Raw genomic sequence first — 14,697 nt, 5'->3', positions numbered from 1 at the left:
TTATAAATAAATAATTTTTGTTTTTATTTTTATAATTTATTATCTCATATAATATTTTCACAATCAATTGTATATACAAATATATTAAAGATAATTTTACTTTGATTAACAAAGTACTTTTAAAAAAATAAAAAACCAGCACAAAGCTGATTTTTTTTATAAAATTATTTAAAATATTCTTTTTTTATTTTCTTCTGACATAAAAAGTTTTGAATAGATTTGTTCATAATCGTCTACAAGTTCTATTTTTATTTTGTCTAAAATATTTTTATCCAATTTTTTTATATAATTTTCGTTTTCTTTTGGAATAAAAAATTTTTTTATTCCCAATTTATATGCACCTTCAATTTTCTGGTCAACTCCACCCACTGGCAACACTTCTCCCAGAATTGTAATTTCTCCTGTAAAAGCTACATCTTGCTTTATCTTAACTTTATTTAATGCTGAAAGTATTGATGTCACAATGGTAATTCCAGCAGAAGGACCGTCTTTTGGAATAGCATTTTCACTAAAATGGACATGTATGTCGTTTTCCTTGTAAAAATTAGGATTTTTTAAGTGAAACTCTTCAGTTTTTGTTCGCAAATATGTGACTGCCACATTTATGCCTTCTTTCATTACTTCCGAAAGATTTCCTGTTACTATAATTTTTCCATTTCCTGGCATAATAGCCGTTTGAATTGGTAAAATTTTTCCTCCAAGTGGAGTTACACCCATTCCTAGTACTTTTCCAATTTTTTCTTCTTTTGTGTCTAATTTTAGAGAAATTTCTGGTATTTTATCAGCACTAATGAATGAGTCAATATTTTTTAATGTTATTTCTGGTATTTTTTTCTTTTCCATCGCATCTTTTGCAATTTTTCCATAAATTTTCAACAAAATTGTCTTTAATTTTCTGACTCCAGCTTCATTTGTATAATTTTGTATCACATATCTCAAAATATCGTCGCTAAAAGATAATTTTGAACCAATATTCTTATTTATACTAGGAACTAAATATTTTTTTGCAATTTCAACTTTTTGATTTAAATTGTAATCTTCCAAACAAATAATTTCCATACGGCTTTTTAATGGCGCTGAAATTCTACTTAAATCGTTTGCTGTCGCAACAAACATTACATTTGACAAATCATATTCAAGTTCTAAAAATTCATCTCTAAACCTTTTATTTTGATCTGGATCTAAAATTTCAAGCAAAACTCCTTCAATATCTCCATCTCCATTTTTTTTATTAGTTTTATCAATTTCATCTAACAAAATCAAAGGATCATCACAACCACACTTAGCCAAAGTTTTTATAATTCTTCCAGGAGCTGATCCAGAATAACTTTTTGTAAGACCTGTTAATTCAAATGCTGTACTTATACCACTCAAAGAAACTTTCTCAAATTTTTTCCCCAGACCTTTGGCAATTGCTTCAACAATCGAAGTTTTCCCGACTCCAGCAGAACCAGCTAAACAGATTATAATCGGTATTTTTTTATTAGATTTTCCCATGTAATGTCGCAATGCCAAATTTTCTAAAATAGTTTCTTTCACTTTTTCCATTCCGTAATGACTTTTATTTAGAAATTCCCGTATTTTAGAAATATTTATTTTTTCTTTTTTTAAATTTTTTTTCCAATCAAGTTTTTCAGCGTAATTAAGACAGTCTTTTACTCTTTTATAATACGCCTCATCTGTTTTTTTATCTTTAGAGTAACCTATTACATACTCTTTTAACTTTTTTTTATTTTCTTCTGTAGTATTCAAACTTTCAATTTCTGCAATTTTTCTTTTTATTTCTTCTGCTTCTTTTTCTGTTTCTGTTTCTTCATTTAAATCTCCAATGATAGACATAATTTTCACTCCTGTAATTTAAATTTTTTAAACTTTGTATATCGCATAATTGTGTTTTTTTATCTTAAAAAGTTATTTTTTAACTTTTTACGATAATATTTTACCATATTTTAGAAAAATGTCAAGGATTTTTTCTAAAAAATAAAATTTATTTGCAATTTTTTTCTTAAAAAGTTAAAAAAGTTTTGAAAATTAAACAAATTGTTATATAATCATAAGTAAGATAAAATAGATAATCGCTAAAATTCTTTGTAACAAAGGAGGTTGTACAATGTTGAAAAAAAATTCAAAAGTTATAAAAGAAGAGAGTGACAGAGCTATCAGATTAAAAAAATTAAGAAATTACAATTCTTTTAATTTAAAGACAGTTGCTCATGAATTGGATCTTTCTCAAATGACAATTTCACGCTATGAATCTGCTGAAATTACAAATATTCCAATAAATAACTTAAAAAAATTAGCTGAGTTATATAAAGTTTCCCCACAATATCTGATGGGATGGAAAGATTCAAATTATAATGACACTTTAGGAGGTAAGTTAAAAAATTTAAGAAAATTTAAAGGTCTTTCAAGAGAAGATTTTTACAACGAAATTTTTTATAAATTTTTAAAAAATAATAAAAATAATGAGGATTTCAACAAAAAAGTTGAATTAATAAATATTTTGAGATGGGAAAATAATTTGGAAAAAATTCCAAACAAATTTATTATTCTTTGTGCACATTTTTATGAAACTGACATAAAATCTATTGCACCAAATATTTCATTAACTTTTGGTGACAGATTATACAAATATCGAATTGAAAATTTCAATTTAGAAAAAGAAAGAAAGCCAGTGTTATCGCTAATAAAAAAATTGGAAAAATCTAGCGAAATTTTAAAATCTGAAATTAAAAATTTGACAAATGAAGATTTTAACAAAATAAATTTATATTTTGAATGGGAAAATGATAAAATAAAACCTGGCAAAGATGTGCTAAAAGAATTCGATAATTTTTTGAACTGTGACAACAAAATTGATTCAGCTTCAGAAAATGACAGTCTAGTTAAATTTTTAAACTTAAAGGAAATCTCAAATAACAAAAAAATAATTTCTTTTCAAATTAATTACGAAGATATGACCGAAGAAGAAAAAAATCAAATTATCGGAGAAATTGCCGAATATTCTGAGTACATTAATTCAAAATTCTTGAAACGAAGAAAAGCTAGAGAAAATAATTTTTAGAATAAAAATTTAAAAAAAATAATAATAACAATAATTAATTTAAATTAAGAAATTAAATTAAATTAATTAAAGTAAAAGAAAAGAAAAGAAAAAAAAGAAAGTAGAGCAAAGCAGAGTAAAGTAAATTAAAATAAAAGAAAAAAAGACAGTAACACAAAAAAATGAAAAAAACAAAGGAAGTGATAAATTAAAAGAAAAATTATTTTGGAATAAAAATTAAATGTGATTATTCTATTTTATCGATATATTTTATTTTATTAATTTTATAAAAAATATATATTAGATATGTTCGATAACCTAAGTTTTTTTATCTATACAAGGGGTCAAGACCCCTTGCTTCAAGATGTTTATTTTATTAAATTCTAAGTTTGTATAGTTATCGAACAGGTCTATTATAATTAATAAAAAATCCGAATATAATTTCGGATTTTTTTATTAAGATAAATTTTTAAATTTTATAATTCACCAAGAAATACAACTGCTATTGCCACTAAAATATCTCCCAAAAGAAATAGAAAAAAACCAAAAATTCCAGAGACAATATTTGTAAGTACATCACTTGAAGGATTCCCTAAATTTATTAATGCAATTGAATATCCTAAAAATGCAAACGGAATTTTATATGTAATCCACCCTAGAATTGCATTATCATAGCTACCATCAGAACCTGTTATAAATATCACCGCTGCTGGTGCAAGTAAGAAAAGCCATCCCCACCATTTCATCGGCAAAGTTAAAAAATAAATTGGAACTAAAATTCCTATGATTAAACCAATATAAAATAATGCACCTTTTGTATTATTAATCGGAACTTCAGTTACTTCGTCTATTTTTAAAACAAGCATCACTAAAAGTGCTATTGCAACTCCACACGGAAGCCAAAATTTAAGTTCAAACTCTAATGTTCTGTTATAAATAAAAAATCCTATTACAGTAACAATTGATAAACCAAGAAAAACTTTGTCCAAATTTTTTAGACTTCTGCTTACATAATTTTCTATTGCATTCACATAAATTATTGATAAAAATAAAAAATAACAAAATACTTTGAATATAAAATAACTATTTGCTTCAATAATATCTGTTTTGTAGACATCACTTATAAAATAATTTTTATACCCAAAAAACAAAATTGCTAATAAAGGCAGTATTGGCAATACACCAATTATCACTTTCATACCTTTTTTATTCTTTTCATAACTTTCGACACTTCTAGCATATTTATTTTCCAAATTTTCCAATTCATCAAAACTCTGCGAATAATCTTCTGTAAATTTTCCACTATTTTTATTTAAAATCAAATTGTAAATTTCATTCAAACGATTTTCATAATTACTTCCAAATGTTTCTTTGAAAAAATTATTATACCGTATTTTTAAAATAATATAATCTCTCGTACTAATAAACATAATTATACAAATCAAAAACTTAACCAGAAAATATGCACCTAATCCAAAAAATAAATATTTTATTTGAAAAAGCAATTCTTTTACTCCGATATTTTTAATATTTGCAAATAAATTAAACTGATCACCTGAAATATATCCCAATATAAAAAAAGCAAAAGCAAATACAAAAATTAATTTTAAATTGACTATAATATGATCTACTCTTATATTTTCCAACGATGTTCGTTTTAAAGAAATTTCATTTTTTAATTCTTCACAATAATTTCTTAAATTATTATCTCTAAAATATTTATCATAATATCGTGTTATTATAACATCGTCGTCATAAGACTTCATTACCACATTATACAGATTATTTTCAAATTTTATCTCAAACTTTTTATATTCATTTTCAAATTCAGTCATTTTTCTATTTATTTCGTTTATATCCATTTTATCCGAAAAAATTTGACAATTTTTTATATTTTGAAGAATATTTCTCGATTCATTTCCAGTTGCTTCGTATTTATCAATATCTTTAATAAAATTTTTTAATCTATTGTATCTTTCATTTTGCCAATCTAAATAATATTCTCTAATTTTTTCTTTAACCCAATTCTCATGAGCATTTTCTTCAAGAGCGATTAAAAATTTAAATTTATAATAAATTTCGTTTGAAAGAATTTCTTTGTAACCTTCTAAATATAATAAAGCTAATAATGGTACCGTTAGCATTTGACTATAATTACTTTCCGTCCATTCTGTAATCAATTTATTCAAATTTTTCCCTTGATATTCAAAACCATTTTGACCAGAATTAAAATAAATATTTAATATGCATTTTATCAAACCGTCATTATAATTTTTAATTTCTTCAAACATATCAAGAATTTCTTTATTTATTTGAAAATTTTCACTCAAAAAGTTTTGAATAACTTTTCTTTGAATTAATTGTTTCAAATCGCTCGAAGAAATTTTAAGAATATCTTTTGGTTCTTTTAATTCAAAATCATCCCAAATTAATGTGTTTTCATCTTTTAAAAACTTAAAAAGTTCCATTATTTGATATTTTTTATCAAAATCATTTCCGCTCAAATAATTTCTCTCAATAATTTCTGTTTTATTTTCATCTGAAAACATATTATTTTTTTCAAAATATCGAGATAAATATTCATTATTTAATAATTCATCTATTTTATTTGTATTTTTAAACAAGAACTCAAATATTTCACTTTTTGACCAAAAATTATTTCCAAAAATTTTTAATGGCGAATTGAAAAATTCTTCATTTTCTTCTTCCATTTTTGCTTTTCTTATCAAAGATTCATCATCATTAATAAATTTTTCAACATCAGTATCGTTAAATCTATCTGAAATTGAATATTTTAACAAACCCTTTAATAATGCTCCAAATAATTTATATTTCTGAAAATAAGCAAAGCCATAAGTTCCCTCTTTTCTCATCATCATATCAAGTATTTCACTTTTTTTATTTTCGTATGTCTTATTATTATTTTTCAAAATATTCTCATACATCATTTTTCCTGTAAAAAGTGTATACAAAGTCTGTCCCAATGAATAATAATCAGATTCTTTCGTAACTCTTCCTTTTTCTGCTATCAAAAGCTCAGGAGCACAATATCCCAATGTTCCAACTTTTTTTTCGTCATAATCAATATCTCTTTGCGAAAAACGAGCTATTCCAAAATCTCCCAAATAATATTCTCCGTTGTGAATATAAATATTTTCAGGTTTTATATCCCTGTGAATTATATTATTTTTATGAAGATATCTTATAGCTTTTAACAGCGACGGCACAACTTTATTTTTAATTTTTTCGTAGTCCATCGGCAATTTTTGTGACAAATCTCCGCCAGAATAATATCTATAAACTTCTGCAAAATATTCTTTTCCTTCTATCACAACTTTTCCGTAAGAAATAACCCGTGCCAAATTATTTTCTTCAACTTCCGCTCTTTTTTGATAAACTACATCCAAGATTTTTTTACGATTTTCCAATTTTTCAGAATCAGAATCAACATCTATATTCAAAAGAATTTTTATGACAACTTCAACTTCGTTCTTCCTTCTGTCGAAAACTCTATTTTTAAATAATATTGATTCTCCCCCAGAAACACTCATTCTATCTTCTGGTTTAATTTCCAAAATTAGCCGATCGTTATCAGAAATATATTTCAAATTTTCTCTTATATTAAAATTTTTAGATTCTACTTTGTCTTCTTGCGAAATCGCAGGAAATCTGTCATTCTGAGGAATTGTGTGCATTCTTCCACTATCCTGTGGCATAGTAGGATTTCTTTTGTCTTCCGATTGTGGCATTGTTGGAATTCTAGTATTCTTTTTATCACTCATTCGTATCCTTCTCCTTTTTTATCAAAATCAAACTTATGTTATCCATACTTTTGTTTTTCAAACTTGTCAAATGTATTTCCTTCAAAGTTTCTTCCACAGTTTTTTTCTTATCAAAAATTTCCTTTAAAGAACTATCGTCAATGACATCTGTAATTCCGTCCGAGCACAATAATATCACATCGCCGTCCATCAATCCAACTTTAGAAGAATTTATATTAATCCCAAATTCATTTTTGCCACCAATACATCTAGTTATAATATTTTTAAGTGGAGATTCAAACGCTTGTTCTGGTGTCAAAACTCCGTCATCTATAAATTCTTGCACTTTTGAGTCGTCTCTTGTAAGTCTTTGTAAATAACCATTTCTATATCTGTAAACTCTGCTATCTCCAATGTTATAATAAATAAATACTTCTTTATTTGCATAAATTCCCGCTAATGTAGTTTTTAACCCTTTTTCCCTATTTTCTTCTCTTTGAAGTTTCAAAACTTCCAAATTTGCTTTTCTTGCCGTATCTTTAATTTTTTCTTTATCCACATTTTCCGACTGAATTTCTTTAAAGACTTCAAGTGTCTTAAGTGCCGCTCTATATCCTTGCGCTTCTCCTCCAACTCCGTCACACAAAACCGCACTTACATAATTTTTAACTTCTCCGCTAAAATCTCCATCTTCAACAATTTTCCCATTAATCATAAATTTATCATCATTAACTTTTTCATAAGCGCCAATATCGTTTCTCGAATAAAATTTATACATAACTATCTATCCCTCTCTTCTAAAATCAATTTCTCCATTTTCAATAAAAGTTAAAATTTTCCCTTTTTCATTTCTTGAATCAAACATATAATCAGACAATTTATTTATATATTTTTCTTCAATCAAGTTTCCGATTCCTCTTCCACCCATTTCCCTTACTTTTTGCTCCTGTGCCAATTTATAATAATATTCCAATATTTCTTCGTTCGTCACAACTTCTATTTTTTTCAATTTTTTAATATTTTTGTTTATTTTATTAATTTGTGCCTTAACTATAAGTTTTGTAACTTCTTCCCTTCTGAACCTCCCACAACCAAAGTCGCAGGGTTCTAAAATTTTTAAAAATATTTAAAAATTTTCTAAGAAATTTGATAGCTTTACACTACCCTTATTCTTTTAGGTGTGTTCAGCTCACCTCTATTGTATAGGATATTTAAATCCACAACTTTACTTTTTCTTAATATATTTAATGCTCCATTACAATCTGCATTTAATTGATAGCCTTTACTTGTTTGATATAGTCCTCTTTTTATCCTTTTTCCACTGAATATATATTCTTTTTGATTTTCTTTATCATATATTGGAATCTCATCTCCATCAAAGAAACTTGCTTTTGATGTATAACTCTCTTCTTGCAGTTTAAATTCTATTCCATATAGTTTACATAGATATATTAATTTATCTCTTAATTTTCCATATGGTATATTTGCAAAGTTCTGATTATTTATACTTCCAATATTTGAATTTCTTTGAAAATCTTCATTGTATCCTAGAACTAGTTTTCCTATATCATTATTAAGACAATAATTTATAATTATTTTTGCTGCTTTTGAAAGATAATCATTTATGCGATTATTTCTCTTTCTAGCTATTCTCTTTTGTCTTAATGTCGTTCGCTCAATCTTTTGCTTATCTTTTATACTTTGTAATTTTGCATTTATCTTATTATAGTATTGATTAATAGATTTTAATTTTCTACCATCTATTATGAATGATGCTCCGTTATTAGTTACACAAGTACAAAGATTGTTTATACCTAAATCAATTCCTAGTGCATTTTCTTTATTTAATTCCCTTTGAACTTCTTCTACCTCATAAGTATATTGAATTTCAAAGTACCTAGAATGTTGTTTTGGTATTATTCTAATCTCTTTTATTTTCTTGTCTTTTAATACTGGTGGCAGCTTAATTTTAACTTCCTGATGAGTTTTCTTAAACGAATTTGAATAAGGAACTATCAGAATATCGTCTTTTAATCTAACAAAACCTATAACAAGAGTTATAAATCCATCTTTAGCAAGATATTTAGGTAATTTTATTTTCTTATTATCATATTGACCATTTTTAGCAAGTTTTAAAAGTCCAAAAAATGATTTGAAACTTCCGTCTACTTCTTTTAGAATTTGTTGAGCCATATTAGAATTTAATTTCTTGTAATTTTCACTATTTTTAAGCATTTTATAGTTTTCGTTATAACTTAAATACTTTTTCTTATTAAAATAATACTGTCTAACATTATATATAGCTTGATTCTTTAAATTCTTAGCTATATGGCACAAATATTTTAAATTTCTAAACTCTTTTTTACTAAGATGTTTTACCTGTTGTTTTAATGTTAAATACATATATAATCACCTCCTTTTCATCAGAGATATTATACCGTATATTCTACATTTTATCTATTAAAAAGTAATATTTTTTAAATATTTTTAAAGTTTTTAAAACCCCACAACAGTGGGAAGCGTCGTTCACATAAGTGCGCTACTACTTATGCAGTTCTCATGGCATATGTACTCCTTAATAAATTAAGGAGATTAGCCTTGAACTTCTTGTTATCTCTAACAAGCACAGACTATATCTTATCCATATCCTATTTCAAGGACTTAGGCGAAACCACTTCCAATACCAATCGCTTGTATTGTACTCCCCTCACGAGGGATAGTCGTTGAACTTTCCTTTTCAGGCTTAGCTGCTGATTGTCTATTATTATAATGTTTAGGATTTAACCTTGCACCATCTAGTATATTTTTTCTGCTTTCGCCACCTTCACACTTATACCATTCACTTAGGTATTATGTTGTGGTTATACTAGCTTTAAGAGTTCCCAGCAATTCAGTTTCTTTGTTGCACGGTTTTGCTCCGTGTCTACATACAAGTTTCCCTATATGCTTACTAAAATTTTCATACAATTCATCTCACGACTAAAGTTGCGAGTGTTCTTGTACTATTTAATAAAATCAAACACAACAATGTTATTTCCAATTCTATTGACAACTTCTGGCTTAAAATGCGCCGTTATCCCATTTATAACTTTTTGCTCCATAGTTTTGTAATCTTCGTCAATATTCACAAGCATTTGCCTACTCTCGTTTCCAGACAAATCTACTACTTTTTTTGTAATTCCCAAATTAGAAGTAAAAATTATAAGCGATTCTGAAAAATACACAGTATTACCTTGACCATCGGTCATTCTTCCATCCTCAAGTATTTGCAAAAATTTATCCATTATTGAAGGATGCGCCTTTTCTATTTCGTCAAAAAGTAAAATTGAAAAAGGTCTTTCTTTAATCGCATTTGTAAGCTGCCCACCAGCTTCATAGCCAACATATCCCGGCGGTGCTCCAAATAGCTTCTGGTCCGAATGTGATTCTGAGTACTCACTCATGTCAAATCTTATGCAATTATTTTCATCTCCAAAAAGTTCTTCCGCAAGCGCTTTTGTAAGTTCAGTTTTCCCAGTCCCTGTAGGCCCTGCAAAAAATAAAATCCCTTTTGGTTTGCTGCCAGATGAATGCTGCAGACCTGACATTCCCACAACCGCTCTTTTTACAACTGAAACTGCTTTTTTCACAGCTCTATCCTGCCCTTTTACTCTTTCTTTCAGTTTTTCTTCAAGACTTTTTACTTTTTCCTCGCTGATAGATTCCCACATATTTTCTTTAATTCCATATTTATACATCGTCAATGCATCTAGCAATGAATATTCAGAATCTATTTTCTTGTACCTATTAAAAAGGTTTTTTAGTTCTTTTAATTCTCTATTTTTCAGTCCTTCAGTATTGTCAATAAATTTATCTTTAGTCTCAAATTCTTCTTTCAATTCATTTTCATATATTTTTTCAATATAATTTTTTCTCATATTTTTATCAGGATTCGGAATCGTGATAGTTCTGACATTTGGATTATTATAATAAAACCACGACGGCAAATCATTAAATTTTTCAACAACTAGTATCAAAGTATTCACATAGCCGTTTGTCATTCTAGCTCTTATCGACGCTTCCAATAAATTAATAAACATATTGTTCTCGCTTGTTTCCAGAGAATTTGGAGAAGAGATATATCTTGCGGCAAAGTTCACAACTACTGCAACAGGATTTTCTCCTTTTGCCATCACCACATTTTTCACAATTTCAGAAAATTTTTCAATATCATTAATCTTATAATTCAAATTTTCTCTCGAACTAAAAATACTGTTTTTAGAATTATCATATTTTTTCAAAATATCAGCGACATTGTCTTTAATACTTCTATTGTAAAATCCCAAAACAGGATTACAAAAAACAAAATCATATTTAATTTTTTCTTCATTCTCATTTTCAAAAAAATCTTTAAATGTTTTCATCAAAAGCCAGTCTAATTCAATATAATTAACAATTTTACCATTTTCATAAAATGGATACAAATCATTTATATTTCCTTCAATTATAAAAGTAGATTTTATTCCCTTAAAACTTTCCAGCTCTTTTTGCCACTTAGGTTTTCTATCAGTCATAGTTCCTCCTGTCTATTATGTATTCCCACGGATATTATTTTTTCCCCCATCATAACATTTTGTATCATTCTTCCCTTTTTCAAATATTTCTCATATTTATTTCTCAAATTTTTGTTAAAATAAATTATATTCTGATTTTTAGACCCTCTCAAATTTACATCTTTAAAATTAAGTTCATGAATATAAGGTCCATCTATCAAAACACCAATATTTTCTCTAATCTTTTCTTTTTTCTCTTCATCAAAATTTGCAAAATAATCCCCAGTATAAACCAGAATATCGTCAGTTAAATTTTTTAATAGCTTTGCAAACTCAATAATTTCACCAAACTGCTCAAGCGGATCTCCACCAGTAAAAGTTATCCCATCAACACGATTTTCTTTATTTATATTAACTATTATCTGAAAAAGTTCTCTTACACTTCTCTTTCTGGCTTTTCCAACATCCCACAATTCTGGATTAGAACAATTTTTACATCTTTTGGTACATCCTTTTGTCCAAATTACCACTCTTTTTCCAGGTCCTAGTGAAAAAATTGGATAAATTATTCTATCTACATACATTAGGATCTTATCCTAACTGTAAAAACTATTCTTTTAGCAAGTGTAATCTTAAAACCGTCTTTCAAAATAATAGGACTTTCATATTCCATTTTTTCCCCGTTCACTTCCGTATCATTAGTTTTACTAAGATGTTCAATTATCCAGTCGCCACCTCTATAATCAATCTTTAAATGTTCTCCCGACACCGTTTGCATATATCTTTCATTAAAAAATTTAGCTCCGTAATCTCCATACCTTCCAACTGTTCCACCAGTTTTAGGGATTTTAATAAATTCAGTTTCATTACCTCGAAAAAGCAGATAAAGTGCTTCTTCTTCAAATTTCTTTTCAGTTTTTAAATTTTTTTCTTTTTGTTCTTCTCTTTTTTTTCTTTTTTCTTCTATTTCTTCAATTTTTTCCTCTTTTTCCAAATTTATAGCAACATACATTTCGCCATCTATACTGTGCTCTTCTTGACAATCTTCACAATAAAACTCAGTTTCACCTTCATTTATTTCAACTTCAAAACCTGTCACATTACATCTTGCCAACATTTTCCCAGTTTTAGTTTCTTCTCTTTTCTCTTCTTCTTTTTCAATATTTTTCTCTATATCTTTTTCAGTTTTTTTATTATTTTTGTCATCGTCAATTTTTTTTATATTTTTTTCTTCACTTTCAGCAAAAACTTCCCCACAATTAGGACATTCTATCTCATCATCTTCAAGTTCATAACCGCATTCTTTACAAATTTTCATTTATTTACCTCTATCTTAATATTATTTATATTATATCTTAATTTCTTATTTTTTTATTTTTTGTTTTTTATTTTTTATACATTTTTTTCTTTTTGACAGCATCTCTTAATTTTCTTTTATTTTTTCCATCAGATTTCTTATCACTTGCAAAATTTTTCACTCTAATTTTAGAATTATATCTTTTATCAGCCTTATTATATTTTTTCTCTTCCAAAATAACTCCCCGATTTCTCAACTCATCCAAAAGTTCTGGATGAAGTGAACAGAAATTGCATTGCTCCTGATACAATCTTTCCGATTCCTGATCCGTAATTTCATCATCAAATCCAATTCCAATAACTTTTAGTGTAACAAGCGATGCATTCTCTGTCATAAATACATTTATCCCTGTAGAATCATCAATTCCGTAAAGTACTTCTGTATTTTTTCTGACTCCATCAATTTCTTCTGGATCAATCACATTAAATCCATGCTTTGCCATAACTTCGTCAATCTGTTCCTTAATATAGTTTCTTTTGACGATTTCTTTACCTTTTTTCTTAAGCAAATCTATTTCTTTTTTTATTTCTTCTTCAGACAAAAAATCTTTTATCAATTTTTTCTCTTCAATTCCCAAAAAATAAACTTCTTTTAAATAATCGTTATACAATTTTTCTATTTTTTTATTTTCAATTTCTATATCTTTCAATCTATTTTCAATTATTTCTTTTTCTTCCAAAATCAATTTTTCTTTTATTTCAAAATTAACTTTTTTATCATCTTTAATTTTCAATATTTCTTTTTCCAAATACAAAATTTCATTTTTAGTTTTCACAACAAACTTGTCTGAATCAAAAAAACTTTTCAATTCTTCCAAAACATCATTTACATTTTTATCAATTTCTAAAAAAATAGTTTTCTCATCAACCTTTTTGTTCTTTCTCTCTTCTCTTTCTTCGCTTTTTTTTCTTTCTTCATTTTCACCATTTTTCTGATTTTTCAAATTTTTTTGTGAAAATTCAAATGCTTTCAAACTTTTTTGCTTAGACAATTTCACATCTTGCACTTTCACTTCTTCAACTTTACTAATATCTCTTCTATTTGCACTCAAAAACTTATTCACTAGTTTTTCAAGTTTAGGTGAAATAAGTCTCATCTGCAAACTTCCAGTAACAGAAATCTGATCTATCAAGTTAATTGTTTCATTTTTCATTTTAAAAATTTCGTTTTGATCAATTTTATTCAAGTTACTTTCAAAAAATAAAAATACTTTTTCATAATTTTCTTTAAATTCAGAAAAAGAACTCTCAAACTCTCTTCCCATCTTTTCCAAAGTTTCTACATTTTTATTAGGAACTGCCTTCCTAGATAAATTTTTTAACTTTTTATCAAAATTTTTTTTATAAGCCAAAAATTTTTCATTTAATTTTTTTTGAATATCACAGTCAGTAATATTAATATTTGAATTATAAAAAAATTCTTCTCCACTTTTTATCTTATATATTATATACGATTTTTTTATTCGTTCTTCTTCCATTTTTCTTTCTCTTGAAACATCCAATCGTGCTTCACTAGTCTTCGGTCCACTCATCCACTTTTCTCCCATTCATTTTATTAATAAAAATAACCAAAATGCAAAAAAGACCATCTTTAAATTTTAAAATAAATTCTTCTACGACGGTCTTTCTCATTGTGCAATTATTTTACTTTAAATTATTTTCACTTGCAAAAGCAAGAGACTTCTTATTAATATTTATAAAAATTTTATCATATTTTAAAAGAAAAAGTCAATAAAAAAGATTGGACCTATTTTTCATCCAATCTTTTTTGTAAACTAAATTTTAAATAATATATTTTTATTTCTCATAATTATGATCATATCTTATACAAGCCGTTCGTGACCCCAGTTCGCATAAATAACCATCACAACTGACCAACGACATTGTCGCTAAAACAATAACCAAAAATTTAAATAATTTTGACATTTTTATTCCCCCTTTAAAAATATAAAACTCTCAATTTATTTTAATTATAACATAAAAAAATTATATTTTTATTATTTTT

At 26.5% G+C, this 14,697-nt stretch carries 12 protein-coding genes; 1 reads left to right on the top strand and 11 read right to left on the bottom strand.

The window, feature by feature from the left end; translation table 11 throughout:
* Nucleotides 1–168: 168 nt before the first annotated feature.
* A complete protein-coding gene (locus J5A73_RS01550) occupies nt 169–1,839 on the bottom strand; it encodes a S16 family serine protease (protein ID WP_211616016.1) in 1,671 nt (556 codons plus the stop codon).
* 271 nt (nt 1,840–2,110) lie between these two features.
* Between J5A73_RS01550 and J5A73_RS01545 the strand changes: the two genes are divergently transcribed.
* A complete protein-coding gene (locus J5A73_RS01545) occupies nt 2,111–3,064 on the top strand; it encodes a helix-turn-helix domain-containing protein (protein WP_211616014.1) in 954 nt (317 codons plus the stop codon).
* A gap of 455 nt (nt 3,065–3,519) precedes the next feature.
* Here J5A73_RS01545 and J5A73_RS01540 read toward each other — a convergent pair whose 3' ends face one another.
* From J5A73_RS01540 to J5A73_RS10635, 10 genes are all read right to left on the bottom strand, one after another.
* Entirely contained in the window at nt 3,520–6,825 is a 3,306-nt protein-coding gene (locus J5A73_RS01540; protein WP_211616012.1) for a protein kinase, read from the bottom strand.
* Nucleotides 6,818–7,582: a PP2C family serine/threonine-protein phosphatase gene (locus J5A73_RS01535; protein WP_211616010.1), complete on the bottom strand. Its 765-nt coding sequence runs from the start codon at nt 7,580–7,582 to the stop codon at nt 6,818–6,820. Before J5A73_RS01535 ends, J5A73_RS01540 begins: the two co-directional genes overlap by 8 nt.
* A gap of 6 nt (nt 7,583–7,588) precedes the next feature.
* Nucleotides 7,589–7,918 carry a hypothetical protein gene (locus tag J5A73_RS01530; RefSeq protein WP_256438654.1) on the bottom strand — a complete coding sequence of 110 codons (330 nt, stop codon included), beginning with the start codon at nt 7,916–7,918 and terminating at the stop codon, nt 7,589–7,591.
* Nucleotides 7,919–7,959: 41 nt separating this feature from the next.
* Nucleotides 7,960–9,207, bottom strand: coding sequence for an RNA-guided endonuclease TnpB family protein (locus J5A73_RS01525; protein ID WP_211616008.1), 1,248 nt, complete (start codon nt 9,205–9,207; stop codon nt 7,960–7,962).
* A 447-nt stretch (nt 9,208–9,654) separates the two neighbouring features.
* Entirely contained in the window at nt 9,655–9,771 is a 117-nt protein-coding gene (locus tag J5A73_RS01520; RefSeq protein ID WP_080667958.1) for a MarR family transcriptional regulator, read from the bottom strand.
* Nucleotides 9,772–9,806: 35 nt separating this feature from the next.
* On the bottom strand, nt 9,807–11,357 hold the full coding sequence (locus J5A73_RS01515) for an AAA family ATPase (protein WP_211616006.1): 1,551 nt from the start codon (nt 11,355–11,357) through the stop codon (nt 9,807–9,809).
* The gene (locus J5A73_RS01510) at nt 11,354–11,920 is read right to left on the bottom strand and encodes a 4Fe-4S single cluster domain-containing protein (RefSeq protein WP_211616004.1); all 567 of its coding nucleotides are present in this window, start codon (nt 11,918–11,920) and stop codon (nt 11,354–11,356) included. The genes J5A73_RS01515 and J5A73_RS01510 overlap by 4 nt, the downstream gene beginning before the upstream one ends.
* Nucleotides 11,920–12,654 (bottom strand): FHA domain-containing protein, encoded by a 735-nt coding sequence (locus J5A73_RS01505; RefSeq protein ID WP_211616002.1) that lies wholly within the window; start codon nt 12,652–12,654, stop codon nt 11,920–11,922. Before J5A73_RS01505 ends, J5A73_RS01510 begins: the two co-directional genes overlap by 1 nt.
* Nucleotides 12,655–12,721: 67 nt before the next feature.
* The gene (locus J5A73_RS01500; protein WP_211616000.1) at nt 12,722–14,224 is read right to left on the bottom strand and encodes a hypothetical protein; all 1,503 of its coding nucleotides are present in this window, start codon (nt 14,222–14,224) and stop codon (nt 12,722–12,724) included.
* A 265-nt stretch (nt 14,225–14,489) separates the two neighbouring features.
* The gene (locus tag J5A73_RS10635) at nt 14,490–14,618 is read right to left on the bottom strand and encodes a hypothetical protein (RefSeq protein WP_256438645.1); all 129 of its coding nucleotides are present in this window, start codon (nt 14,616–14,618) and stop codon (nt 14,490–14,492) included.
* Nucleotides 14,619–14,697: the final 79 nt, after the last annotated feature.

It is taken from the genome of Leptotrichia sp. oral taxon 218, from assembly GCF_018128225.1.
GTDB lineage: Bacteria > Fusobacteriota > Fusobacteriia > Fusobacteriales > Leptotrichiaceae > Leptotrichia.
This window is presented reverse-complemented; position numbering and strand designations above follow the sequence as displayed.